Source organism: Rhodococcus sp. P1Y (assembly GCF_003641205.1).
Taxonomy (GTDB): Bacteria; Actinomycetota; Actinomycetes; order Mycobacteriales; family Mycobacteriaceae; genus Rhodococcoides.
In genome coordinates, this window is the sequence record NZ_CP032762.1 from 3,394,544 (window position 1) to 3,419,809 (window position 25,266).

The following is a 25,266-nucleotide window of genomic DNA, read 5'->3' on the forward strand; positions in this document are numbered from 1 at the left end:
GCCCGACCAGCGGCGCGCTGACCCCTACAGCTCGCCGACGGCGCCCTCGGCCGCCGCAGCCCACTCACGCCACTGCTGAGCCTGCTCGCGTGCGCGCTCGGCGTCCTTCGTCTTGCCCGCGGCGGCAGCCTTCTCGGCCTGCTCCTCGAACTGCGCTACGCGCTCGCGGAACTGTGCGGCGCGCGCCAGAGCCTCTGGATCGGTGCGGCGCCATTGGTCATCGACAGCGTCGCGCACGGACTTCTCGATCGCCCGTAGGCGGCCTTCGAGTTCCTGCATCTTCTCGCGCGGTACCTTGCCCAGCGCATCCCACTTTTCCTGCAGGTCGCGTAGTGCTGCCCTCGCACCGTCGAGGTCACCGGAGGGGTCGATGTTGCCGTACTTGGCGAGAAGCTCCTCCTTACCGGTCGCGTTGGTCTCGAATTCCGCGTCACGTTCGGACGCTGCAGCGTTGCGGGCCGCGAAGAACACGTCCTGAGCAGCTTTGAAGTTCTTCCACAGCGCGTCGTCGGCGTCCCTCGGGGCACGGCCTGCGGCTTTCCACTCGGTGAGTAGATCGCGGAACGCTGCCGCCGTCGGTCCCCACTCAGTTGACGAGGACAGTGCCTCGGCTCGGGTCACCAGTTCTTCCTTCTTGGTCTTGGCTGCGCCCCGTTCGCGATCGAGATCGGCGAAGTGCGCGCCGCGTCGACGGTTGAAGTTCTCCCGAGCCTTCGAGTAGCGCTTCCACAGCGCATCGTCGACTTTTCGGTCGACGCCGCGAATGGTCTTCCACTCGTCGAGAATTTCACGCAGTCGATCGCCGGCGTGCTTCCACTGGGTGGATTCGCTACCGATCTGTTCGGCCTCGGCCGCCAACTCTTCCTTGCGCGCCGTGTGTGTTGCCCGCTCGGCGTCCTTCTCCTTCTTCGCGACCGCCGCGGCGGCCTCCGAATGCTCGACCACCAGGTGGAGTCTCGCTGCGAGTGCATCCAAGTCGCCGATGACCGCGGCGGTAGGCAATGTTTCAGCAAGGGCCTGGGCGGCGGCCTTGGTCTTCTTCGCGTCTCCCGAGCCTGCGGCGAGGCGGGCTTCGAGCAGTGCGATCTCGGTGGCGAGATCGTCGTAGCGCCGACCGAAGTGCGCGAGACCCTCCGCAGCGTCGCCTGCCTGCCAGGAGCCGATCTGCCGTTCGCCCTCGGCCGTTCGGACCCACGCGGTCCCGTCCTCGTCGACGCGGCCGAACTTGCTCGGGTCGCTCGGGGGCGCCAGAGCAGGTGTGACGGTGGCCACGTGCGTGTTCACCGGATGAGGTTTGGCGACGCCTCCGCTCGACGAGGCAGCCGTGGCGCCGGGTTGTCCAGGTCGCTGTCCGCCGCCCGGCTTCGGACTACCGCCTGGCTTCGGGCTACCCGGCTTGGGTGCTCCGGGGGTGGTTGCGCCTGTGCTTGTCTCGTTGGAGTCGGTCATCGTTCCTCATCTCTGCCGCGCGTCACGGCTGCCAATAGCTCGGTATCGACCGATCGGACCATTCAAACAGGTGTAGCCGGGGTAGGTGTGCCCGTCTGCCGATTTGCGACCTTGGTGTGTCGTGGGTTCGGTGTGTGGCGGGTTAGCGTTGTCGTTGTGTTTCGTGCCGTGGCCCTGGTGCCGTCCCCGCCCCTTCTGGTTCCGGAGTTGACCGGCAACAGCCCGTCGGAAGCGTCGATTGTTCGTGACGCAGCGCTGCGAGCGAGCCGTCATATCGCAGACGTCGCGGACCGATGGCTGGTTGTCGGAACAGGCGATCGCGGACGTCGTATCGGGCCGAGGTCGTCCGGGACGTTCGCGGGCTACGGAGTCGACGTACCGGTGACTCTGTCGGCCGATGTCGACGGGGAATCTGCGAACGAGGCCGACACACAACTTCCGCTCCCCGCGCTGATCGCAGGGTGGCTCAGAGGCGAGGCAGCACCGAGCGTCGAAGCGGAAATTCTGATCGTCGGACGGGATGACACTCGTGCTGAGTGCACCCGTATCGGACGCGACCTGCGAGCGGAGATGGATGCCGACCAGGGGAGTGTCGGATTGTTGGTGGTCGGCGACGGTGCCACGACACTGACAGCGAAGGCTCCCGGCTCGTTCGACGAGAGGGCCGAGGCTCTGCAGACCACGATCGACGACGCCCTGGCCACTGCCGATCTGACCGTTCTGTCGGGTCTCGATCGTCGCCTGTGCAGGGAAGTCGGTGTCGACGGTGTCGCCGCGTGGCAGGTACTCGCCAGTGTCGTTGCCGACGACCGCCTCGACGCCCACGCGCTGTATCGGGGGTCTCCCTTCGGAGTGGGCTACTTCGTCGGCACGTGGGATGTGGTGTAAGTGACGGCCGACATATCGGTGACGGAAATCCAACCCGTCGCTGTCATCGGGCCGACCGCCACGGGGAAGTCCGATCTGGGTCTCGATCTTGCCGAGCGTCTGGATGGCGAGATCGTCAACATCGATGCGATGCAGCAGTACCGCGGAATGGACATCGGAACAGCCAAACTCTCCGTGGCCGAGCGTCGCGGGATCGTGCACCACCGGCTCGACGTACTCGACGTGACCGAGACTGCGACCGTCGCGAACTATCAGGAGGCCGCCGTCAGGGACGTCGAGGACATTCTGGCGCGTGGGAAGACGCCGATCGTCGTCGGTGGCTCGATGATGTACGTCCAGTCCTTGCTCGACGAATGGGCCTTTCCCGCGACGGATCCCGAAGTCCGCGCCAAGTGGGAGAAGGTACTCGTCGAGGGCGGAACCGACGCGGTGAATCGCGCACTACGAGAACGGGATCCAGAGGCTGCGGCGTCGATCCTGGCGACGGACGGCCGCCGCATGGTTCGCGCGCTGGAGGTCGTCGAGATCACGGGACAGCCGTTCGCTGCCTCTGCTCCGACCATCGGTGAGCCACGCTGGGGTACCAGGCTGCTCGGTGTCGATCGCGACACCGCCGAACTGGACGAACGCATCGCTCGCCGAACCGACCTGATGTTCTCCGGTGGTCTCGTCGACGAGGTGCGTGGGTTGGTGGGCGAGGGTCTGAAGGACGGTGTCACTGCGCCGAGAGCGATCGGATATGCGCAAGTCCTCGACTATCTGGACGGTGAAAGCGACCTGGACTACGCACGGGAGCGCACGTTCATCGGCACAAGACGCTATGTACGACGACAGCGTTCGTGGTTTCGTCGCGACCGAAGAGTTCACTGGCTCGACGGAGCAGACCCGTCGTTGCTCGAGTCCGCACTCGCCGTGTTGAGCCCGTAGGGGTTGAGCGTACGGAGGATCAGGCCCCGTAGAATCACGGGAATGCACTTCGCGAAGGGTCACGGAACTCAGAACGACTTCGTCGTCCTGCACGATCCCGACGTCGCGATCGAGTTGATCCGCCCACGGGTTGCGGCGTTGTGCGATCGCAGGCGCGGGTTGGGCGCAGACGGTGTTCTCAGGGTCGCGCGCTCAGGGGCACTGCGTGATGCCGGGGTTCTCGACCGGTTGCCCGCAGGAGTCGGCGCCGACGATTGGTTCATGGACTACCGCAACGGCGACGGCAGTGTCGCCGAAATGTGTGGCAACGGCGTCAGAGTATTCGCGCACTACCTCCTGGCATCGGGGCTGGAGACCGCCGAGCAGTTCGTCGTCGGGTCTCGGGCAGGTGCCCGGCCGGTGACCGTACACAAATTCGACGATTCGTCGGCTGACGTCACCGTCGACATGGGCGATGTCCATCTCATGGGTTCGAGTACCACCACTCTGGCGGGTCGCACGTTCGAGGGCATCGGAATCGACGTGGGAAATCCGCATCTCGCGTGTGTCGACGCGTCTGCCGACATCGACTCGTTGCGCGCACTGGACCTGTCCCGCGCGCCCGACCTGGACTCCGACTTCTTCCGAGCCGGGGCAAACGTCGAGATCCTCACACGCATGCAGTTCGGCCGCGTCGACATGCGCGTATTCGAGCGCGGCGTCGGCGAGACCAGGTCGTGCGGCACTGGAACGGTCGCTGCAGCCGCAGCTGCTCTGTCGTATGAAGGCCTCGACTCGGGGCAGGTGGTCGTCGGTGTGCCGGGCGGTGAAGTCACGGTGACGATCGACGACTCGGGCGCGACGTTGCGTGGCCCTTCGGTCCTTGTGGCCAGCGGATCCATCGACGACAACTGGTGGCGTCAGCTCGCGTGAGCAACAAACTCGCGTGCACCCGCCTGGCATTTCGTGGATCATGGAAGATGCTCGACTCGAACACAGAAGGAATCTCGTGATTCCCACACCGAAGGATTGACGAAATAACGGATTCAGAACGACAGGATTCAGCGACCGACGAGTCGACCAGCGGCTCGGCGTGGACGCGAGAGGAATCCGAGGCATGGTCGAGACGCATCGCGCGTTCGACGTTCACAGGCGATGACCCGAACCCGTCTGCGGGCGACATGCAACTCGAAGAGCGAACGGCTCTACGACGCGTTGCGGGACTGTCCACCGAACTCGCCGATGTCACCGAGGTCGAGTACCGCCAGCTACGTCTCGAACGGGTCGTGTTGGTCGGCGTGTGGACCAACGGAACGGCTGCGCAGATCGAGAGCAGTATGGCCGAGCTCGCCGCGCTTGCCGAGACCGCAGGTTCGGAGGTCCTCGATGCCCTCGTCCAGCGCAGGGACAAACCGGATTCGGCCACCTACATCGGTTCGGGCAAGGCGCACGAGCTTCGTGATGTGGTGCTCGCCACCGGCGCAGACACCGTGATCTGCGACGGCGAGCTCACCCCCGCGCAGCTCAATGCGTTGGAGAAGGTCGTGAAGGTCAAGGTCATCGACCGGACCGCCCTCATTCTCGACATCTTCGCTCAGCATGCGACGTCGCGTGAAGGCAAGGCGCAGGTCGCTTTCGCGCAGATGGAGTACATGCTTCCCAGGCTCAGAGGCTGGGGTGAATCGATGTCGCGTCAGGCGGGTGGCCGCGCTGGCAGTAATGGCGGCGTGGGTCTTCGTGGTCCGGGTGAGACGAAGATCGAAACCGACCGGCGTCGTATTCGCGAGCGCATGGCCAAGCTCCGGCGCGAAATCAAGGGTATGAAGCAGGCCCGCGACACCAAACGCGACAGTCGACTGAGCAGCACGACACCGAACATCGCGATCGTCGGCTACACGAACGCAGGGAAGTCCAGCCTCCTCAACGCGCTGACCGGATCCGGAGTGCTGGTTCAGAATGCGTTGTTCGCAACGTTGGATCCGACGTCGCGCAAATCGACGCTCGAGGACGGCCGTGCCGTCGTGATGACCGACACCGTCGGATTCGTCCGGCATCTGCCGACTCAGTTGGTCGAGGCGTTCCGTTCGACGCTCGAGGAGGTAACCGACGCAGATCTGCTGCTGCACGTCGTCGACGGTTCCGATGCGCTGCCGACCGATCAGATCAAAGCTGTCCGCGAAGTGATCGTCGACGTCGTCAAGGAACGGGACACCAAGATGCCCCCGGAATTGATCGTGGTCAACAAGATCGATGCCGCGGACCCAGTCCAGCTTACCCAGCTTCGCGGGTTGCTGCCGGGCGCACGGTTCGTATCGGCGCGAACAGGCGAGGGTATCGACGAACTGCGAGATCACCTCGGTGAAATCCTCGCGTGGCCGGAGTCCGAGGTGGACGTCCTCGTGCCGTACACACGGGGGGATCTGGTCGCGCGCATACACACCGAGGGGCGGATCTCGCACTCCTCGCACGAGGCCGACGGCACTCGCGTCGAGGCGCGCGTGCCGACTGCACTGGCGTCGGTTCTGACGGAGTTCGCGTACGAGCCGGCGACCGCCTGAGCTCGATGCGAAGGTCGATCTGGGTCGCAGCCGCGGTCGGTGCAGTCTTACTGGTTCCTGTGCCCGCGAGCGCCAAGGCCGAGGTTCGGAACGAGTCGTTCGAGACGTACTGCGCGCCGACGGATCCGGGACTCGAGGAGCTGTCCGGGCTGACCTCCATCGACAACGTGCTGTACGCGGTCGGCGACAGCGGCACCGATCGCCGACTTACCGTACTCGGTGAGAACTGCGAGGTCGAGCGGTGGCTCGACGTGCCCGTCGATTCGTACGACGTCGAGGACCTCGCTTCCTACGGCGGCCAGCTGTGGTTGTCCGACACCGGCGACAATCAGCGCCGCCGCGACACCGTTGCACTGACTCGGATGGATCCGTCGACGGGGGAGGGTGAGCTGTACCGGCTCACCTACCCCGACGGTCCCCATGATGCAGAAACGCTGGTGATCGAACCCGACGGCACGCCGGTCATCGTCACCAAGGAGCCCTCCGGGGTCAGCGGCATCTACGTGCCCGCGGGCCGCGCGAGCGTGACGGACCTCTCGTCGCCGGGACCCACCGCCCTCGAGAAGGTCGGTGAGCTGCCGTTCGAGCGAACGGACACGGTGGGTGGGCCGCCGTTCATCACCGGCTCGATCCTGGCGACCGGTGGAGCAGTGAGCGTCGACGGCACCGTGGCCGCCGTGCGGACCTACACCGACGTATACCTGTTTCCAGTGGTAGCCGGGGATGTCGTGGCCGCGTTGAGGGGCGATCCAACGGTGATCGCGCTGCCCGCGCAGCCGCAGGGCGAAGCAGTCGCGTTCGCCCACGACGGTGGGCTGCTCGTCGCATCCGAGGCTGCCGAAGGTATTCTGCCGCCGATCGAAAAGCTCACCGCCGCAACATTGTTGGTGGAACCGCCTCCGGCGGCGGTACCGACCGAAACGTCATCGGGTGGTCGATGGAGTCTCGGTGCGATGGCCGCCGCCGGTGCGTTGCTACTGGTGTCGATCTTCTACACGTTCGGGATGGCTCGACGCCGGAGCTGAGCTCAGGCGTCGAGGTCGGACGCCACCAGCGCCGCCACCGTGTCGAGCGCAGCCTGATCCTCGCTCTCGACGGTGACTTCGGTGCCCTTGACTGCGCCGAGTGTCATGATCATCAGCGCCGATCCGGCGTCGACCGGCTCTTCACCCTCGACTGCGAGGGTCACGTCGACGCCGGCGTCGGCCACCGCCTCGGCGATCAACGCTGCTGGACGTGCGTGCAAACCGATGGCGGATCCGACGGTGACTGTGGTGCTTGGCATGTGAGTGCTCCTTCTTGGGTGATGTCGAGTGAATCAGGCAGCGACGAGGTCGGGATCGAGGGATTCTTCTGTTGGAGCGTTCTTACCTCTGAGGAACTGCTTGGCAAACACGACCAAGAACGCCGACAGTAGTGTTCCGGCGACCAATGCGACCAGGAACCAGAGGAACTTTCCGATGGCGAAGAAGACGATGAGACCTCCGTGCGGGGCACTGAGCGTTACATCGGTTGCCATGATGAGCGCGCCGGTGAGCGCGCCGCCGGCCATCATCGAGGGGATCACGCGGAAAGGATCAGCCGCGGCGAACGGGATGGCGCCTTCGGAGATGAATGCTGCTCCGAGGAACCATGCGGCCTTACCGTTTTCACGTTCGGCTTCGGTGAACAATCGCGGGCGAACGAGCGACGCAAGTGCCATTGCGAGAGGAGGAACCATTCCTGCAGCCATGACTGCCGCCATGATGCGAAGCGAGGCGACATCGGTGACCGACAGGCCCGCCGTTGCGAACGCGTATGCAGCCTTGTTCACCGGTCCGCCGAGGTCGAAGCACATCATCAGGCCGAGAATGATGCCGAGGATGATGATCGAGGTTCCGGTCAGTCCGTTGAGCCAGTCGGTCAAGCCGCTGGTGATGGCGGCCAGCGGCTTGCCGAGGACGAGGAACATCAGAGCGCCGACGATCAGCGTGGCGAACAGAGGAATGATCACGACGGGCATGAGGCCGCGAAGCAAGGCCGGAATCTTCCATCGGCTGATCCACAGTGCGACGAAGCCGGCGATCAGGCCGCCGACGAGTCCACCGATGAAGCCTGCGCCGACGAGTACGGCCACAGCACCCGCGGTGAAACCTGGCGCCAGACCCGGTCGGTCAGCGATCGCGTAGGAGATGTAACCGGCCAGCGCAGGGACGAGGAAGCTGAACGACAGCGCGCCGATCTGGAACAGAACCGCTCCGAGGTAGGCCTTCAGGCCACCGTCGGGGAGCGCCGTGATCGAGTTGTTGATCACGATCTCTTCGGCATTGCTGGAGATCTCGTAGCCGCCGAGAAGGAACCCGAGGGCGATGAGAAGGCCACCAGCGGCTACGAAGGGGATCATGTAACTGACGCCGGTCAGCAGGATCTGGCGTATGCGAGTGCCCCAGCCGAGTTCGCCTGCGCCGGAGTTGTTTGCGCCCGCCGCTGCAGCCGTGCCCGACACGCGCGCAGCGTTCGGATCGTTCGACGCACGCAGGGCCTCGGTGACCATCACGTCGGGTTCGTTGATGGCGCGCTTGACGCCGGACGAGATGACCGGTTTACCGGCAAACCGTTCTTTGTTCTTCACTCCGACGTCCGTTGCGAAGATGACGGCTTCGGCGCTCGCGATCAGCGCGGGGTCGAGTGGAGTGCTGCCGCTCGAACCCTGGGTCTCGACGTGCACTGTGACGCCTGCTCGCTCACCCGCGGCGACGAGGGAATCTGCCGCCATGTAGGTGTGCGCGATGCCCGTCGGGCATGCAGTGACGGCGACTATGTGCTTCGGCGTCTCCGCCGAAGCAGTGGGGGCGGTCTCCGGGGCCGAGTGCTTGGCGGTGCTGACGGCTGCGGTCTCAGGTGTGGACTCGGGTACGGCCTTCGCTGGGGCAGCCTTCGGAGCGGGGTTGATGACGCCGTCGACGAGAGCGACGATGGCCGCTGCAGTCGGTGCCTCACGAAGGGAAGTGACGAACGCGGGCTTGACCAGCGCACGTGCGAGGCTCGAGAGCAGCTTCATGTGTGCCGATCCGGCGCCCGCGGGAGCAGCGATGAGGAACACCAGGTCGGCCGGGCCGTCGGGAGCACCGAAGTCGACCTTCGGGTTCAACCTGGCAAAGCCGAGCGAGGCCGTGGTGACGGCGTCGGCGCGGCAATGAGGAATCGCGATGCCGCCCGGGAGTCCGGTGGCGGACTGCGCCTCACGAGCCAAGGCTGCGTCGCGCAGTGGATCTGCATCGGTGGCGCGGCCGTTCTCGGCGAGCAAGGTCGAGAGCCTGGAGATGACAGCATCTTTGGACTCGCCGAGATCCGCGTCGAGGAGCACGAGCTCCTCGACGATGATCGCGGGATCATGGGTGGGTGTGGACATGACGGCTCCTAGGAGAGTGTCTGCGAGGTGGAGGAAACGGAATGGGGGGAGGTGGATGGGTTCGGGGAGCGGGGCGAGTCGAGTGCTCGTACCGTTACGGATTCGGGGTGTGTCTGCTCCGGTGTCGGGAGCGTCGTCCCCGGCAGCGCGGTTGCGGCGGTGCCGTAGGCGACTGCGCGGCGAATTCTGTCTGCGGGAGTGCAACGTTCGATGTCGGCGAGGATGTAACCCGCGAGCGACGAATCGCCTGCGCCGACGGTACTGATGGCCTCGATTGCGGGTGGGGTAGCGAACCACGAACCCTCGGCGGTCACCAGCACTGCGCCCGCGCGGCCGAGGGTAGCCAGCACGGCGCCGACACCCCGCCCCAGGAGGATACGGCTGGCCTCGACCGCTGCAGTCGGATCGCCTGCGGCAGCGGCACGCTCGAGTTCGTCCCCGTCGACTCCGGTGAGTTGCGCGAGTTCCTCGGAGTTCGGCTTGATCAGGTCAGGCGCCGACTCGGGGAACGATGCTGCCAGTGCCAGCAGCGGCGCATCCGAGGTATCCACCGCTACCTTGCACGACGTCGTACGCAGCGCCGTCACCAGTTCGCCGTACCAGCCCACCGGAATCCCGGGCGGGAGCGAACCGGATAGCGCAACCCAGGTCGCATCACGGCCGAGATCGACCACCGCGGCGAACAATTCGTCTCTGGTGGCAGCGGTCAGCTCGGCACCAGGCTCGTTGATCTTGGTAGTCGTGCCGCCGGGTTCGCTGACGGTGATGTTGGTGCGGGCGAGATCGGCCGTGGCAATAGCGCAGTACCGCACTCCTTTGCCGGCCAGCGCGTCCAGAAGCGGATCGTGCTCTGCCGCGGGGAGTACAGCCATCGCTTGCACACCGGACGCTGTGAGCACCCGGGCGACGTTGACGCCCTTGCCGCCTGGATCGTTCACGGCGCCGCGTGCTCGGTGCACTCCGCCGCGCGTCAACTCCGAATCGAGCATCACTGTTCTGTCGATGCTCGGGTTGGCCGTCAGTGTGACGATCATGCGATCACCACCTCGATTCCGTTGTCGGTCAAACTCTTGTGATCGTTGTCGTCGATGTCTGGGTCGGTGACCAGTACATCGATGGAGTCGAGCCGGGCGAAGCTCACCACGTGCTCTCGCCCGATCTTCGACGAATCGGCAAGCACTACAACGTGGTTGGCCGTACGGACCATGGCGCGCTTGACCGCAGCCTCGTCACTGTCGGGGGTCGACAGGCCGTGGCCGACGCTGAGGGCGTTGGTTCCGATGAACGCGACGTCGACGCGCAACCATTCGAGCGCGCTGAGTGCTTCCTCGCCGACTGCTGCTTGTGTCGTGCCACGTACACGTCCGCCGAGCATGCGCAGGTTGACTCCGCCGAGGGGTGCGACACGAGCTGCAATGGGAATCGAGTTGGTGATCAACGTGAGTTCGGAAGCATTGCCGAGCAACGCAGCGAGCCGTCCCGTCGTCGTTCCGGCGTCGAATACCGCGCTACCACCGGACGGTGGTAGGTAGTCGACTGCCGCAGCAGCGATCGCGTCCTTCTGCTCGGCGCGGGTGTACTCGCGCTCACCGACGCCTGGTTCGGCGATGGTCAATGCCGATGCCGGTACGGCGCCGCCGTGCACCCGGCGGACTATGCCCGCTCGGTCGAGGACGGCGAGGTCGCGGCGAACCGTCTCGGTCGTGACGCCGTAGGAGGTGGACAGGTCGGCCACGGAGACGCGGCCGCGGGTGGTGATCAATTCCGCTATGGACTGCTGCCGTTCTTCTGCGTACATCTGCGCCTCCTGTCTCTCCGGTCGCACCTGCGGGCTGCGCTTCGCCCGGTGTAGATGTTGGATTATGTTGTTTTACGCCCGTATCTGTTGACATGTCAAGAGCAAAGAGTAATCTCGATCACAACAAGCTGATCGCAGCCAGTCGATCACAGCGGTGCAGAACCGCAGACGAGTTCGTAGGAGGACACACATGACGGGATCGCATCTCGCCGAGACGCAGGAGGCAGACGTGCCTTTGTCCGGTTCGTCGGTACTACGCGGCACGCCGGTCGTTCCCGGCGTCGGTTACGGCCCGGTCATCCGGCCAGGACGGCGTCCCGACGTACCTGTGGACACCTCCGTCATCGACGAGGATGCCCGTGACGCCGAGGTCGAGAAATTCCGCGGCGCTACTTCCGTCGTCGCGGACCGTCTGCGCGGGCGCGCAGAGTTGGCGACCGGCGCCGCGTCGGAGGTTCTGTCCGCCAACGCAGCCATGGCGCAGGATCGGGGTTGGCTCAAGGCTGCCGAGAAGCTGATTCTCGCTGGAACGCCGGCTACGTCCGCTACCGATGCCGCGACCGAGAAGTTCGTGGCCATGTTCGACAAACTCGGTGGTCTGATGGCCGAGCGCGTGACCGATCTGCGCGATATACGCGACCGCGTCATCGCCGAGATTCTCGGCGTCCCCGAACCCGGTGTTCCCACGCCGTCGGTTCCCTCGGTTCTGCTGGCCGACGACCTCGCGCCCGCCGATACTGCCGGCCTCGACGCGAGTCTGGTAGTTGGGCTCGCAACGTCGCTCGGAGGGCCGACAAGTCACACTGCAATAATCGCGCGCCAGCTGGGAATTCCCTGTGTCGTTGCGGTATTCGGTCTCGACGACGTGCCCGAGGGAACGAGCGCGCTCGTCGACGGAATCACCGGTGACATCGTGCTCGAACCCGACGCCGCGCAGGCTGTGAACGCCGTCGAAACATCACTTGCGGAGCTCGACCGCGTGTCGCAGTGGACGGGGCCCGGAGCCACGTCCGATGGCCACACCGTCGATATCCTCGCCAACGTGCAGGACGGTGCAGGGGCACGGGCAGCCAGAAAGACAGCCGCCGAGGGGATCGGGTTGTTCCGCACCGAACTCTGTTTCCTCGACCGCGACGTCGAGCCGACGGTCGACGAACAGGCCGAGATCTACGCTCAGGTGCTGGAGGCGTTCGACGGCCGGAAGGTGGTCGTGCGAACGCTCGATGCCGGCTCCGACAAGCCGCTTCGGTTCGCCAACCACGCCGACGAGGCCAATCCGGCACTCGGAATTCGCGGCATTCGAATCGCCGAGGCGGACAGGGGGATTCTCTACCGTCAGCTCGACGGCATCGCCGCGGCCGCGGCGGCAACGGGGTCGGCGCCGTGGGTCATGGCTCCGATGATCGCCACCGCGGCCGAGGCTGCTGCCTTCGCGTCCGATGCGCGCGAACGCGGGCTGAAGCCCGGGGTCATGATCGAGATTCCAGCGGCAGCCCTTCTCGCCGAGCACATCCTCGAACACGTCGACTTCCTGTCGATCGGTACGAACGACCTCGCTCAGTACACGATGGCGGCGGACCGAATGTCGTCCCAGCTGGCATCGCTGACCGACCCGTGGCAACCGGCCGTCATCGCCCTAGTCGCGCACACGGCGAAAGCAGGAGCAGCGGCTGGCAAACCGGTCGGAGTGTGCGGTGAGGCGGCCGCAGATCCGTTGTTGGCCTGCGTCCTCGTCGGGCTCGGAATCACGTCTCTGTCTGCGGCGTCGGCTGCTGTGGCGCACGTCGGAGCGAAGCTGTCCTCGGTGACGTTGCAGCAGTGCAAGGACGCGGCTGACGCGGCGTTGAAGACCGACAGTTCCACGGCGGCGCGTGCGGCCGTCACAGCGATACTCGGCTGATTTCCCCGTAGGATCGTCTCCTTGTGAGTCGAAACTTCGGATGGACCCTGCACGGCGACGGTAAAACGCCCACTGCAGGCGCAGTGGTGGCGCCGGACGAACGGCTGTCGTGGCCACGGACCGTCGGGATCGGCATGCAGCACGTGATCGCGATGTTCGGCGCGACGTTGCTCGTCCCGACCTTGACCGGGTTCCCCGTCACTACGACCCTGCTCTTCTCGGGCATCGGGACGGCGCTGTTCCTGATCATCACCCGCGGGCGAATTCCCAGCTACCTAGGGTCGTCGTTCGCGTTCATCGCGCCGTTGAGCGCCGCTCAGGCGAATGGGCCCGCGGCGCAACTCGGTGCGGTGATGTCGGTCGGAATCGTGCTGGCAGCAGTCGGATTCGTCGTCAGATTCGCCGGCGGTCGGGTTGTCGAAGCCGTGATGCCACCTGTGGTCACCGGCGCTGTCGTCGTGCTGATCGGATTCAATCTTGCACCCGCTGCGACGACGTCATTCGAGGCTCAACCGCTGGTGGCGGCCGTCACCCTCGTGTCAATACTCGTGATCACTGCCGCAGGTCCCGGGCTACTCGGACGTCTCGGCATTCTTGTCGGAGTGATCATCGGCTGGTTGTTCGCGGCCGTGCTCGGACAGATCGACTCGGCCAAGCTCGACGCCATGCGCGCTGCTGCGTGGATCGGAATCCCGGAGTTCCGTGGGCCCACATTCGAACTGTCGGTCGTACTGATAGCGCTACCCGTTGTCATCGTTCTCGTCGCCGAGAACGTCGGTCACGTCAAAGCGGTGTCCGCCATGACCGGCAAGCCCCTCGACGACTTGGCCGGGGACGCCCTCATCGCGGACGGTCTCGCCACGACACTCGCCGGCGCCGCAGGCGGCTCGGGTACGACGACCTACGCCGAGAACATCGGCGTAATGGCAGCGACTCGGGTGTACTCGACGGCGGCGTACTGGGTCGCGGCAGCAACCGCGATCGTTCTGGCGTTCTCACCCAAGTTCGGTGCTCTCGTGTTCACGGTGCCCAGCGGGGTCATCGGGGGCGCAACGCTGGTGCTCTACGGCTTGATCGGATTGTTGGGCGTGCGCATCTGGACCGACAACAAGGTCGACTTCACCGACCCGGTGAACCTCACCGTGGTTGCAGCAGCGATCGTGGCCGGTATCGGGGACTTGACGCTCCAGGTCGGCTCCATCGAACTGGGCGGAATCGCCTGGGGTTCGGTCGGCATCCTCGTCGGATATCCGGTGTTGCGGGCCCTGAGCCGGAAAGCTACTCGCTAGTACGGTCACCGATCACGCACGGCTCGGTCATCGACTGTGGCCGAGGAGCGGTCGTAGGGTCGAGGGAACGCCATTCTTGTCGGCACGCACCGCCGTGGGCAGCACCGTTCCCGGCAGCACCTCGAAGGAGAAGTAGTGGACCGCACACTGTTCGAAGCCGAGCACGACCTCTTTCGCGAGTCGTATCGCAAGTTTCTCGACCAGCACGTCGCCCCGAACCATGCGAAGTGGGAAGAGCAGAACATCGTCGACCGAGATGTGTGGGTCGAGGCAGGCAAGCAGGGATTCCTCGGTACCGCGGTCCCCGAGGAGTACGGCGGCGGTGGCGTCAAGGACTTCCGCTACAACGCCATTGTCACCGAGGAGACGACCCGTGGTGGGTACAGCGGAATCGGCTTCACACTGCACAACGACGTCGTCGCGCCCTACCTCATCGAGCTGACCAACGAAGAGCAGAAGCAGCGTTGGCTCCCAGGTTTCAGCTCGGGTGAGCTGATCACGGCGATCGCTATGACCGAGCCCGGTACCGGCAGCGACTTGCAGGGCATCAAGACCCGAGCGGTTCGTGACGGTGACGAGTGGGTTCTCAACGGCTCCAAGACGTTCATCACCAACGGAATCAACGCTGACCTGATCATCGTCGTCGCATGTACCGACCCCGAGAAGGGCGCCCAGGGATTCAGCCTGCTGGTCGTCGAGCGCGACATGCCGGGCTTCGAGCGCGGCAGGAACCTCGACAAGATCGGCATGAAGGCTCAGGACACAGCCGAACTCAGTTTCACCGATGTTCGCGTTCCTGCCGCGAACCTGCTCGGCGAAGAGGGCATGGGCTTCATCTACCTGATGCAGAATCTTCCGCAGGAGCGGCTCTCGATTGCCGTCGTCGCAGCCGCCGCGATGGAATCCGCGCTGGAGATGACCATTCAGTACTGCCGTGATCGCAAGGCCTTCGGCAAGTCCATCGGAAAGTTCCAGAACACACGGTTCGTTCTTGCCGAGTTGGCAACCGAGGCGACCGCTACGAGAATCATGGTCGACAAGTTCATCGAACTTCTCAACGCCGGGACGTTGACGGTCCAGGAAGCGGCCATGGCGAAGTGGTGGACGACCGAGAACCAGGTCAAGCTCATCGATCGCTGCCTCCAGTTGCACGGAGGCTACGGCTACATGAAGGAATACCCGATCGCCAAGGCGTACATGGATTCTCGCGTCCAAACGATCTACGGCGGCACGACCGAAATCATGAAGGAGATCATCGGACGCGGTCTCGATCTGTAGTTCGCCGATCTTCGTACAACGGCCCGAAACCTGAAAGGTTTCGGGCCGTTGGCATCGCTTGTCGTCAAAGCAGTGTCTGTCGTCAGAGCATTGTTTGTCGTCAGAGCTTGCGCATTACCGTGACAACCTTGCCGAGGATCGCTGCGTCGTTGCCGGGGATGGGCTCGAACAGCGGGTTGTGCGGCATCAACCACACATCGCCCTTCGTTCGCTTGAACGTTTTGACCGTGGCTTCGCCGTCGATCATCGCGGCCACGATGTCTCCGTTGTCGGCGACGCTCTGCTGGCGTACGACCACCCAGTCGCCGTCGCAGATGGCTGCCTCGATCATGGACTCGCCCACGACTTTCAGCAGGAACAACGAGCCCTGTCCCACGAGTTCGCGCGGAAGCGGGAACACGTCTTCGACCGCTTCCTCGGCGAGGATCGGACCGCCTGCCGCGATACGTCCGAGAACAGGCACGAACGTCGGCGTCGGAAGCTGATCCTCCGCCGTTGCCGATCCGTCCGCCACCGCTGCCGCGTGATCGGCCTGTACCTCGTCGAGGCCGCGGACGTCGACAGCGCGGGGACGGTTCGCGTCGCGGCGAAGGAAGCCCTTGCGCTCGAGCGTGCGGAGTTGATGAGCAACCGACGACGTCGAGGTCAGTCCTACGGCATCCCCGATCTCCCTGATGCTGGGCGGGTACCCGCGTTCGGTGACCGACGCCCTGATGACTTCGAGAACCTTGCGTTGGCGCTCGGTCAGTCCGGCGTTGATGTCGGTGCCCTCGCCCTCGAACGCCTTCGCGGTCGGAACCGCTGCGGGTTTGCCCGCCGACTTCGTTGTCGACTGCCCGGTCGATCTCGGCGCCGATTTCGCCGACCCTGACGAGGTCTCGTCCTTCATTCGTGCGTCCTCCTGCGTCGTACGCGCGTTCGGTTCGGTCTGGACGAGAGTTCTCCGGCCTCGGGCAATGTTCCAGTCTCGGGACGATGTTCCAGTCTCGGGGCCAAGTTCCGGTCTCGGTAGTACCTGTCGAACGCGTGGGGTGGATGTGACGTGTGGTTTCTGACACGAATCTAGCCCGTAAACGCTGTTCGATCAAACATCTGTTCGATCCGTGTCGCACTTTCTGCTGACTTTGTCGGAGTCGCGTGATAGAACTTCGAACAAGCGTTCATCGAACGCCTGATCGAATAACCGATTCGATCGCGTTCGACACGTCCCATCCAGCGGAGGTTCCGATGACCATCACAACCGACCGGCGAGTTGCCCCAGCACTGCGCGCATCGACCGGTAGCCGATCGCGGTCGGCCACGCCCACCCGTCGTCGCGGCACGGTGGAACGTCGCCGATACGTGCTGGATACGGCGGCGCGGCAGGGCGCACACGGGTCGGCCGTCGTTCACGGTTCCCCCGACGCGCAGACCGATCGCGCACATCGTGACGAGAAGATCTCGTGGAGCGCAATGGTCGCGGGTGTCGTTGCGACGGCCGTCGTGATCCTCGGCTTGGTGGCCGTCGCGAATCTACGCGCGGACGCGCTCGACTCGACGCCAGAATCCTCCGGCGCGCCGGTGGCGGTCGTGCAGGGGTTCGATGCCCCGTCTACGCCGTAGCGCGCTGTGCTGGGTGATCGAGGCGCGTTCGTAGGGCTCCGAGTATCCTCGATGCCTGTACCTCTCACGAGTCATTCGAGAGTGTGCAACGGCTACGACGGAGGCGCTTACATGCATTGCCCGTTCTGCAGGCATCCCGATTCCCGCGTGGTGGACTCGCGCGAAGCAGACGAAGGGCAGGCAATTCGGCGACGTCGGTCATGTCCGGAATGCGGTCGACGCTTTACTACCGTCGAAACGGCGGTGTTGGCGGTCGTCAAGCGCAGCGGCGTCACCGAACCCTTCTCCCGGGAGAAGGTCGTCAAGGGAGTTCGACGGGCATGCCAGGGTCGTGACGTAGACAACGACGCGCTGAATTTGCTGTCGCAGCAAGTTGAGGACGCAGTACGCGCCTCGGGTTCTGCCGAGATTCCCAGCCACGAGGTCGGCCTGGCCATCCTCGGGCCGTTGAGGGATCTCGACGAGGTCGCTTACCTTCGGTTTGCATCGGTCTATCGATCTTTCAGTTCTGCGGAAGATTTCGAGAAGGAAATCCACGACCTACGCGTACACCGCGAAACATCCGTCGTCGATTGAGTCACCGCGTCTGAGTCGCGTCTATCGAATCACGACTGTCGAGTCACGCCGATCAAGTCACGTTGTACGGTCACGTTAGCTGCTGCCGGCTGCAGCGATGGCTTTCAGAACGCGCTTCTCGGATACGGGATATGCGGTTCGGACGGTTTGAGCGAACAGTCCGACTCGAAGCTCTTCGATCATCCAGAACACATCGAGCACGGGCTTGCTGCTCTGCCGAGATTCGGGCAAAGATTTCAGGAGTCGGTCGTAGGCGTCGTAGACGCGGTCGAGAACATCCAGACCGGCATTGTCTCTAGCTGCGCTGCTCGGTAGTGAATTCAGTCTTACGGCTGCAGCTTTCAGATACCGCGGAACGTCGGCGAGCCGTGACGAGCCGAATTCGAATACGAATCCGTCGAATACGAGCGCCGCGAGTTGTTCGCGGACGTCGTCGGCCGCGTCACCCTGTTTGCCGTCCAGTTCGGCTTTGAGTTCGAGCGACTCGGTGAGGATCGGGCGAACGAGCGCGAGGAGGCCGGACGTCCGGCTTGTCACTTCGGCGCCGACGGCTTTGGACAACGCGGCGAACGCCTCGGGCGTCCGTACCGGTCCGCCGTGTGCGTCCATCGCTTCGTCGACGGCCGTCTTGCGGCAGTCTTCGAGCAAGTCGTCGATGCTGCCGTACGGATTCTGACCGAGAGCGAGCCGCTCCCGAGTCGGAATGCCCGCGATCAGAGCCTTGGTACCCCGCGGAGCCGATTCGAGCAGCAACCGTCGGGTCCCATCCCTCATCGCGGCCCGTTGACCCGCCGGTGTGCTGAGTACGCGCACCGCTACGCCACCGCTCTCGTGAACGAGCGCCGGATAGCCCGTGACGGTCTGGCCTGCTACCGATTTGGTCACGGTCTCGTCGAGAGTTCCCAGGCTCGATGAGGTCCAGGCAAGGGTCGGTGCCCGTTCGGCACCCCCGACCGCACTTGCTACTTCGCGAGTCACCCTGGTTGCCAGTGATTTTCGCAGCTCTACGAGATCCTTGGCGGAGCCGAGTTGCTTGCCGTCGGTGTCGACGGCGACGAACGTCATCTGCAGGTGTGCTGGTAGGCCGGACACATCGAAGTCGGTCGGGTCGATTCGAGTCGAGCCGAGCCTGGACAGCTCGCGTGCCAAGGCAGTGATCACAGGTTCGGTGCGCGGTTTCATGGATGCGAGCGCTGCCGCAGCGAAGTCAGGGGCAGGAACGACGGTGCGACGCTGTGCCTTCGGCAACAGTTTGATGAGGGTTGCCACCAGTTCGGCGCGCATGCCTGGAACCAGCCAGTCGAAGCCGACCGGCTGGACCTGCGCGAGAAGAGCGATCGGTATGCGCGCGGTCACGCCGTCGGCAGCCGACCCTGGTTCGAACTGATAGGTGAGGGGGAACTGAATTTCCCCTTGCCGCCACGCATCCGGGTAGTCACCGCCGAGTACGGAGGCGGCGTCCGGGTTCACGACGGTCTCGGCGGTGAAGTCGAGCAGGTCGGGGGTGCGTCGCCTGGTCTTCTTCCACCACGTGTCGAAGTGCCGCGCCGACACTGCCTCGGCGGCGATTCGGGCGTCGTAGAAGTCGTACAGCGCATCGTCGTCGACGACGATGTCGCGTCGTCGTGCCCGGTTCTCGAGTTCACCGACGTCTTCGAGCAGCGCGCGATTGCGGTGGAAGAACGGGTGCTGTGTTGTCCACTCGCCCTGAACCAGTGCATGTCTGATGAACAGCTCGCGCGAGGTCTCGGCGTCGATCGAGTGATAGTTCACCGGCCGACCCGTGACGAGGGGGATGCCGTAGAGAGTGACCCGCTCGTATGCCATGGCCGACTGACGCTTCGTCGACCAATGAGGTTCGGAGTAGGTGCGCTTCACCAGATGTGGGGCAAGCTGTTCGGCCCATTCGGGTTCGATCCGAGCGGCCATCCGCCCCCAGAGCCGACCCGTCTCGACGAGTTCGGCAGCCATGACCCACCTGGGTGGCTTCTTGAACAATCCGGACCCGGGGAATACCGCGAAGTGAGTTCCCCGTGCACCGAGGAACTCGCGTTTGTCACCCTCACGCAGCCCTATGTGAGACAGGAGGCCGGCGAGCAGCGACTGGTGCAGCGCCGCCGGGGTGGACGGAGCATCGGGGACGCTCCAGCCGAGGCCTCGTGTGATCTGACGCAGCTGACCGTGCAGATCCTGCCATTCGCGAATGCGGAGGTAGTGAAGGAACTCGCTCTTGCACATGCGCCGGAACTGGTTCGAGGACAGGTCGTTTCGCTGCTCGCGAAGGTACTTCCACAACTCGACGTAGGCAAGGAAGTCGGAGCTCTCCACGGCGAATCTCGCGTGCTTCTCGTCCGCCGCCTGTTGATGCTCGACGGGTCGTTCTCGTACGTCTTGGATCGACAGGGCTGACACCACGACGAGAGCGTCCGCGAGGGCACCGGAGTTGTTGGCCTCGACGAGCATCCTGGCCATGCGGGGATCGACTGGGAGCGACGCCAACTCCCGGCCGATCGGGGTCAACTCCGATTCGCCCGCGGATGTGGCGGGTTTCAGCGCACCGAGTTCTTCGAGGAGACCGATGCCGTCGCGGATACTGCGAGGATCCGGCGGTTCGACGAACGGGAACTGGTCGATCTTGCCGAGGCCGAGAGACGTCATCTGGAGAATGACCGACGCAAGGTTGGTGCGCAGAATTTCCGGTTCGGTGAACTGTGGCCGAGCGTCGAAGTCTTCCTCGGAGTACAGGCGGATACAGATTCCGTCTGCGACGCGCCCGCACCTGCCCGCGCGTTGCCGAGCCGACGCCTGCGAGATCGGTTCGATGGGGAGGCGTTGGACCTTGGTGCGCAGCGAGTAACGCGAGATGCGTGCGGTGCCTGGATCGACGACGTAGCGAATTCCGGGAACGGTCAGCGACGTCTCGGCGACGTTGGTGGACAGCACCACTCGGCGACCCGCGTGCGGGGTGAACACTCGGTGCTGTTCGGCGGCGGACAGCCGTGCGTACAGTGGGACGATCTCGGTTCCACGAAGTTGCTTGTCTCGCAGGGCATCCGCGGTGTCGCGGATCTCGCGCTCACCGGAGAGAAACACCAGGATGTCTCCGTCGCCCTCGCCGATCAGCTCAGCGACGGCGTCGCAGGTCGCGTCGACGGGGTCGAGGTCGATGGTGGTATCGCCTACGTCGACCGTCAGGGGGCGGTAACGCATCTCGACCGGGAAGGTTCGTCCCGAGACTTCGATGACGGGGGCAGACACGCCATCCCGAGCGAAGTGCTTCGCGAATCGTTCCGGATCGATGGTCGCCGAGGTGATGATTACCTTCAAGTCGGGGCGCCGGGGGAGCAGCTGCGCCAGATATCCGAGGATGAAGTCGATGTTCAGGCTTCGTTCGTGCGCTTCGTCGATGATCAGCGTGTCGTACTGACGCAGTATGCGGTCTCGCTGAATCTCGGCGAGCAGAATACCGTCCGTCATCAGCTTCACGAGCGTCGAATCGGAAGATTGATCGGTGAAGCGGACCTTGTATCCGATCGATTCGCCGATCGATTCACCGACTTCCTCGGCGATGCGTTCGGCAACGGTTCTCGCAGCGAGTCGACGGGGCTGAGTGTGTCCGATCGAGCCGCGGATGCCGCGTCCGAGTTCGAGACAGATCTTCGGGATCTGGGTGGTCTTACCGGAACCGGTCTCGCCCGCGACGATCACGACCTGGTTGTTCTGGATTGCCTCTGCGATGTCGTCCTTGCGTTGGCTGACCGGCAGTGCCTCGGGGTATTCGATGGTCGGTACGGCTGCGCGACGGTTGATCAATGCTATTTCCGCGCGCGCAATGTCGCTTTCGACCGCCACGAGGGCATCGGGAGTGCGGGCACGATCGAGTCGCCGGCGCAGTCGATGTTCGTCGCGAATCGAAACAGCGGACGTGCGTGCGAGGAGCGAGCGGCGAAGCTCGGATACCGTTGGAGTAGACATTCTTCGTCAAGGATAATCCGTGTTCGATATCGGGCCCGGTTCGGTTCCCTCCGAAACACCGCTCGCTGTGCAAAAATCCGTTCATGGCTGTCGATTCCGAACGTTCTGCGGTGGCATCCACAGGTGTGACGATCCGAGTTCTCCGGGTGGCTTTCGCTGCGCTCACCGCAGTCGCGCTGTTTGCGATCGTGCGAGACAGCTCGGTCGACCCGACCTTCTCGTACTCGAACTACTTCAGTTACTTCACCGTTCTCAGCAATGTGGGGACCGTGGTGGTCCTCGCTGTCGGTGGACTCCTCGACCCGCAGGGACTAGGCTGGCAACTCGTCCGCGGTGCCGTGACGCTGTATATGGTCATCACCGGCATCATCTACGCGGTCCTGCTGTCCGGAATCGAAGTCGGAATTCATGGGCAGTGGACCAACGACGTCGTACACCGCATCATGCCGGTCGTGATTCTTCTCGACTGGGTTCTGGTGCCTGCGCGCCGGCGGATATCGGAGGCACAGTCACTGGTGTGGCTGGCGTTCCCGCTCGTCTACGGTATCTACACACTGATCAGAGGCCCGTTCGTCGACTGGTATCCATATCCGTTCCTCGATCCTCGCGGTCAGGGCTACGTCGCCCTGCTCATCGGTCTGGTCGTGCTGACGACCGCGTTCGTACTCATGGCACTCGCGGTGAACGCAGTGGGCAGGCTGGGAAGTAGATGGCGATACGGAAGTTCGGCTCCGGCGGGGGAGTGACTAAGCTCCGGTGCATGTCTTCTGCGCCTGAGCCGACGTACGAATCCACTCATTCCGCGCTGTGGCACGGTTTCGCAGACATGGGAGCGGTGAGCAAGAATGGGCCGTTCGTCGTATCCCGAGGTGAGGGCGCCCACATCTGGGATCGTGAGGGCAACAAGTACCTCGATGCCACCGCAGGTCTGTGGTTCACCAACGTCGGGCACGGTCGTACCGAAATCGCGGACGCCGTCGCCGCGCAGCTGTCCTCACTCGCGCACTATTCCAACTTCGGCGACTTCGCATCGGAGCCGACGATGGCGTTGGCCGAGCGACTCGGCGAGATCGCTCCTGTCGCCGGGAGCAAGATCTTCTTCACCTCGGGCGGATCCGACTCCATCGACACCGCAGCCAAGCTCGCCCGACGCTACTGGCACGAGGTAGGCAAGCCCGACAAGACGTTGATCGTCGGACGGCAGAAGGCTTATCACGGTATGCACGTCGCCGGAACCTCGCTTGCGGGCATCCCGGTCAACCACGAGAACTACGGCACGTTGATGCCGGACGCACGGACGGTGGCCTGGGATGATGCGAAGTCGCTGCTGTCGCTGATCGAGGAGATCGGGGCCGACAAGGTTGCTGCGTTCTTCTGCGAGCCCATCATCGGCGCCGGTGGGGTGTATCTCCCTCCCGAGGGTTACCTGCAGGAAGTCCGGCAGATCTGCCGCGACAACGACGTATTGTTCGTCGCGGACGAAGTGGTGACGGGCTTCGGCCGTATCGGCGGTTCATGGTTCGCGTCGACGCGATTCGATCTTCAGCCCGACATCATGACGACCGCCAAGGGTCTCACCTCGGGGTATGTGCCGATGGGCGCAGTCTTCATCGCCCCGCACATCGCCGAGCCCTTCTTCGCCGGGGGTGTCTGGTGGCGCCACGGATACACGTACGGAGGTCATGCGGGCGCCGCCGCAGCAGCCATGGCGACACTCGACATCATGGAGCGCGAAAACCTGCTGCAGGAATCGGCACGCCTGGAATCCTCGTTGCACACACACCTAGCCCCATTGGCCGATCACGACCGTGTGCTCGAGGTTCGCAGCGGTCTCGGAGCAGTGGCAGCGGTCCAACTGAAGGATCCCGCCGAAGCGCTGCCGTTCGTCGGGACACTGCGCAAGCACGGTGTGTCCGGACGCGCTGCAGGTCAAGGCGCGATGCAGATCTCGCCGTCGTTCGTGATGACCGACGCCGAGGTGGAGGAACTCGCCGGACGGATACTCACCGCGCTCGGTTGAATCGGAGCTTCCCGGCGAGCTGTTTGCTTCTCGACACCGGAGGAGCGGGCTCCGGGTCGGCCGCGATCTCCGCGAATCGCGCGTGGAGCTGATCACGCACTTCGTCGGGCGCGTACGCACGGCGTTTACGTTCGGACTTGACCACCAACGCGCCCGTCGCTGCGACTCCGACGACGCCGGCCAGACCGAGAATCTTCCACACCTTCATCACCTCACCGTACTGCGCGCCGAACTAGGCTGACGGGTATGAGTGCATCGACTGTTTCCTTGGACACTGCCGTCGACGCGACACGCACTGGCGACATCTGGATCTTCCGGGGGCACTCGACAGCCGATCGTGCGATCCAGACGTTGACCAACAGTCCCGTCAATCACGTGGGCATGGCCGTCGTCATCGACGACCTACCTCCGCTGATGTGGCACGCCGAACTCGGAAAGACGTTGCAGGACATGTGGACCGGAAACTTCCAGCGTGGTGTGCAATTGCACGACCTGCGGGCTGCGGTTGTGCAGTGGTCGACCAAGTACGAGCAGGAGTGCTGGTTGCGGCAGATCGGCCACGCGGTCACACGTGAGCAGGAAGATGCGTTGATGCGCACCATCGCGCGCATGGACGGGACAGCCTTCCCGACGACAGCGAAGCTGGCAGGACGGTGGTTCAAGGGTCGGGTACCCACCTTCCGCAGAAGTGCGCATGAAGCGGCAGCCCTGGAAACCGCGTACTGTGCGGAAGTTGTTGCCCTGACCTACGACTCGATGGGCTTGCTGACGGGAAACAAAAAGGCGAACTGGTTCGATCCGGGAAAGTTCTGGAGCGGTGATCGTCTTCCGCTCGTGCCAGGGGTGACCCTCGGCGATGAGATTGCGGTGGATGTGCCAGCTGCTGACGGCTAGATCTCGATGGTGTTGCCGGCCACGGTGCGGCCACCCAGTTCGATCCAATCGTCGTCGCGTGTGGTGAGGAGTATCGACCCGCGACCTTGCCGGATCGTCACGCCTCGGCCGAGTCGGTCGGTGATCCAGACCGCGGCGGACCCCGTGGCTTCGTCCTCGTTGATACCCATGTCGGGTGCAAACATTCGCGATCGGATCGAGTTCTCGGCCTCGTCGACCCACGTCCACACGTAGTGGTGACCGTCCGTGAACGACGCCGGGTCCGTGGCCTCCACCTCCGCGATTGTCTTCACCTGATGTTCGACGAACGGCGGCGCCCATGACGCCTTGGCCCGGATCCATGTCGTGTCGCCGTCGAAGCGGACGCGGAGATCGGAGGCAGGCACCGACAACGTGTCGATCTTCGTACCGTGCTGGCACAACCACCAGGACAGTCCAACCGTCGGATGGCCGGCAAAGGGCAGTTCGGCAGCCGGGGTGTAGATGGTCGCCCATGCCCGTGACGACCCGTCGGAGGTGAAGAAGACGGTCTCGCTGAACCCGAGTTCGGTTGCAAGAGCCTGCCGGTCGGCCTCGGCGACCTCGTCGGCGCGGACTATACCCAAAGGATTTCCGTGTCCACCGCGATCGTCGGTGAACACGCGTACTACGGAAACCTCGATTGCCATGAGCAGGAACTGTACCCGTCGTAACGCAAGAAGACCTCTGCACCGATTGTGTGCAGGATTCTTCTTACCTCTGT

General features: G+C 64.2%; 22 protein-coding genes. 13 read left to right on the forward strand and 9 right to left on the reverse strand.

Annotation, left to right across the window (positions count from 1 at the left end; all coding sequences use genetic code 11):
• Positions 1 to 24: 24 nt before the first annotated feature.
• A complete protein-coding gene (locus D8W71_RS15735; protein WP_121114590.1) occupies positions 25 to 1,449 on the reverse strand; it encodes a DUF349 domain-containing protein in 1,425 nt (474 codons plus the stop codon).
• A 177-nt stretch (positions 1,450 to 1,626) separates the two neighbouring features.
• Between D8W71_RS15735 and D8W71_RS15740 the strand changes: the two genes are divergently transcribed.
• The 5 genes from D8W71_RS15740 to D8W71_RS15760 all read left to right on the forward strand — a co-directional run bounded on the left by D8W71_RS15740 (position 1,627) and on the right by D8W71_RS15760 (position 6,826).
• The gene (locus D8W71_RS15740; RefSeq protein ID WP_236077455.1) at positions 1,627 to 2,337 is read left to right on the forward strand and encodes a hypothetical protein; all 711 of its coding nucleotides are present in this window, start codon (positions 1,627 to 1,629) and stop codon (positions 2,335 to 2,337) included.
• Entirely contained in the window at positions 2,338 to 3,264 is a 927-nt protein-coding gene (gene miaA / locus D8W71_RS15745) for a tRNA (adenosine(37)-N6)-dimethylallyltransferase MiaA (protein ID WP_442971977.1), read from the forward strand.
• Positions 3,265 to 3,306: 42 nt separating this feature from the next.
• Positions 3,307 to 4,176 carry a diaminopimelate epimerase gene (gene dapF / locus D8W71_RS15750; protein ID WP_121114592.1) on the forward strand — a complete coding sequence of 290 codons (870 nt, stop codon included), beginning with the start codon at positions 3,307 to 3,309 and terminating at the stop codon, positions 4,174 to 4,176.
• A 197-nt stretch (positions 4,177 to 4,373) separates the two neighbouring features.
• Positions 4,374 to 5,801, forward strand: a complete 1,428-nt coding sequence (hflX, locus tag D8W71_RS15755; protein WP_236078011.1) for a GTPase HflX — start codon at positions 4,374 to 4,376, stop codon at positions 5,799 to 5,801.
• Between the two features lie 5 nt (positions 5,802 to 5,806).
• Positions 5,807 to 6,826 carry a hypothetical protein gene (locus tag D8W71_RS15760; RefSeq protein ID WP_121114596.1) on the forward strand — a complete coding sequence of 340 codons (1,020 nt, stop codon included), beginning with the start codon at positions 5,807 to 5,809 and terminating at the stop codon, positions 6,824 to 6,826.
• A 2-nt stretch (positions 6,827 to 6,828) separates the two neighbouring features.
• Here D8W71_RS15760 and D8W71_RS15765 read toward each other — a convergent pair whose 3' ends face one another.
• The 4 genes from D8W71_RS15765 to D8W71_RS15780 are packed head-to-tail and all read right to left on the reverse strand — an operon-like array spanning position 6,829 to position 10,990.
• Positions 6,829 to 7,086 (reverse strand): HPr family phosphocarrier protein, encoded by a 258-nt coding sequence (locus tag D8W71_RS15765; protein WP_121114598.1) that lies wholly within the window; start codon positions 7,084 to 7,086, stop codon positions 6,829 to 6,831.
• A 33-nt stretch (positions 7,087 to 7,119) separates the two neighbouring features.
• Positions 7,120 to 9,192 (reverse strand): PTS fructose transporter subunit IIABC, encoded by a 2,073-nt coding sequence (locus D8W71_RS15770; RefSeq protein ID WP_121114600.1) that lies wholly within the window; start codon positions 9,190 to 9,192, stop codon positions 7,120 to 7,122.
• Positions 9,193 to 9,200: 8 nt separating this feature from the next.
• On the reverse strand, positions 9,201 to 10,226 hold the full coding sequence (locus D8W71_RS15775; RefSeq protein WP_121114602.1) for a 1-phosphofructokinase family hexose kinase: 1,026 nt from the start codon (positions 10,224 to 10,226) through the stop codon (positions 9,201 to 9,203).
• A complete protein-coding gene (locus tag D8W71_RS15780; RefSeq protein ID WP_121114604.1) occupies positions 10,223 to 10,990 on the reverse strand; it encodes a DeoR/GlpR family DNA-binding transcription regulator in 768 nt (255 codons plus the stop codon). Before D8W71_RS15780 ends, D8W71_RS15775 begins: the two co-directional genes overlap by 4 nt.
• A 190-nt stretch (positions 10,991 to 11,180) precedes the next feature.
• On the opposite strand from D8W71_RS15780, the gene ptsP reads away from it, so the two are divergent.
• The 3 genes from ptsP to D8W71_RS15795 all read left to right on the forward strand — a co-directional run bounded on the left by ptsP (position 11,181) and on the right by D8W71_RS15795 (position 15,457).
• Positions 11,181 to 12,890 carry a phosphoenolpyruvate--protein phosphotransferase gene (gene ptsP, locus D8W71_RS15785; RefSeq protein ID WP_121114606.1) on the forward strand — a complete coding sequence of 570 codons (1,710 nt, stop codon included), beginning with the start codon at positions 11,181 to 11,183 and terminating at the stop codon, positions 12,888 to 12,890.
• 23 nt (positions 12,891 to 12,913) lie between these two features.
• The gene (locus D8W71_RS15790) at positions 12,914 to 14,179 is read left to right on the forward strand and encodes a uracil-xanthine permease family protein (protein WP_121114608.1); all 1,266 of its coding nucleotides are present in this window, start codon (positions 12,914 to 12,916) and stop codon (positions 14,177 to 14,179) included.
• A gap of 135 nt (positions 14,180 to 14,314) precedes the next feature.
• Positions 14,315 to 15,457 (forward strand): acyl-CoA dehydrogenase family protein, encoded by a 1,143-nt coding sequence (locus D8W71_RS15795; RefSeq protein ID WP_121114610.1) that lies wholly within the window; start codon positions 14,315 to 14,317, stop codon positions 15,455 to 15,457.
• A 100-nt stretch (positions 15,458 to 15,557) separates the two neighbouring features.
• Here D8W71_RS15795 and lexA read toward each other — a convergent pair whose 3' ends face one another.
• Positions 15,558 to 16,346, reverse strand: a complete 789-nt coding sequence (lexA, locus tag D8W71_RS15800) for a transcriptional repressor LexA (RefSeq protein ID WP_236077456.1) — start codon at positions 16,344 to 16,346, stop codon at positions 15,558 to 15,560.
• 338 nt (positions 16,347 to 16,684) lie between these two features.
• Between lexA and D8W71_RS15805 the strand changes: the two genes are divergently transcribed.
• Together D8W71_RS15805 and nrdR are read left to right on the forward strand one after the other, a co-directional pair.
• Complete coding sequence (locus D8W71_RS15805; RefSeq protein WP_153275388.1) at positions 16,685 to 17,059, forward strand: hypothetical protein; 375 nt, start codon at positions 16,685 to 16,687, stop codon at positions 17,057 to 17,059.
• 111 nt (positions 17,060 to 17,170) lie between these two features.
• Entirely contained in the window at positions 17,171 to 17,635 is a 465-nt protein-coding gene (gene nrdR / locus D8W71_RS15810; protein ID WP_121119320.1) for a transcriptional regulator NrdR, read from the forward strand.
• Between the two features lie 75 nt (positions 17,636 to 17,710).
• On the opposite strand, the gene hrpA is transcribed toward nrdR, so the two are convergent.
• Positions 17,711 to 21,610, reverse strand: coding sequence for an ATP-dependent RNA helicase HrpA (gene hrpA, locus D8W71_RS15815; RefSeq protein ID WP_121114614.1), 3,900 nt, complete (start codon positions 21,608 to 21,610; stop codon positions 17,711 to 17,713).
• Between the two features lie 83 nt (positions 21,611 to 21,693).
• Here hrpA and D8W71_RS15820 point away from each other — a divergent pair, with 83 nt between their 5' ends.
• Positions 21,694 to 22,356 carry a Pr6Pr family membrane protein gene (locus tag D8W71_RS15820; RefSeq protein ID WP_121114616.1) on the forward strand — a complete coding sequence of 221 codons (663 nt, stop codon included), beginning with the start codon at positions 21,694 to 21,696 and terminating at the stop codon, positions 22,354 to 22,356.
• A gap of 14 nt (positions 22,357 to 22,370) precedes the next feature.
• Entirely contained in the window at positions 22,371 to 23,630 is a 1,260-nt protein-coding gene (locus D8W71_RS15825; protein WP_121114618.1) for an aminotransferase family protein, read from the forward strand.
• On the opposite strand, the gene D8W71_RS15830 is transcribed toward D8W71_RS15825, so the two are convergent.
• Positions 23,614 to 23,838, reverse strand: coding sequence for a hypothetical protein (locus D8W71_RS15830; protein WP_121114620.1), 225 nt, complete (start codon positions 23,836 to 23,838; stop codon positions 23,614 to 23,616). The two genes, D8W71_RS15825 and D8W71_RS15830, sit on opposite strands and share 17 nt — an antisense overlap.
• 38 nt (positions 23,839 to 23,876) lie before the next feature.
• Between D8W71_RS15830 and D8W71_RS15835 the strand changes: the two genes are divergently transcribed.
• Positions 23,877 to 24,524: a hypothetical protein gene (locus D8W71_RS15835; protein WP_121114622.1), complete on the forward strand. Its 648-nt coding sequence runs from the start codon at positions 23,877 to 23,879 to the stop codon at positions 24,522 to 24,524.
• On the opposite strand, the gene D8W71_RS15840 is transcribed toward D8W71_RS15835, so the two are convergent.
• The gene (locus tag D8W71_RS15840; protein ID WP_121114624.1) at positions 24,521 to 25,192 is read right to left on the reverse strand and encodes a PhzF family phenazine biosynthesis protein; all 672 of its coding nucleotides are present in this window, start codon (positions 25,190 to 25,192) and stop codon (positions 24,521 to 24,523) included. The two genes, D8W71_RS15835 and D8W71_RS15840, sit on opposite strands and share 4 nt — an antisense overlap.
• Positions 25,193 to 25,266: the final 74 nt, after the last annotated feature.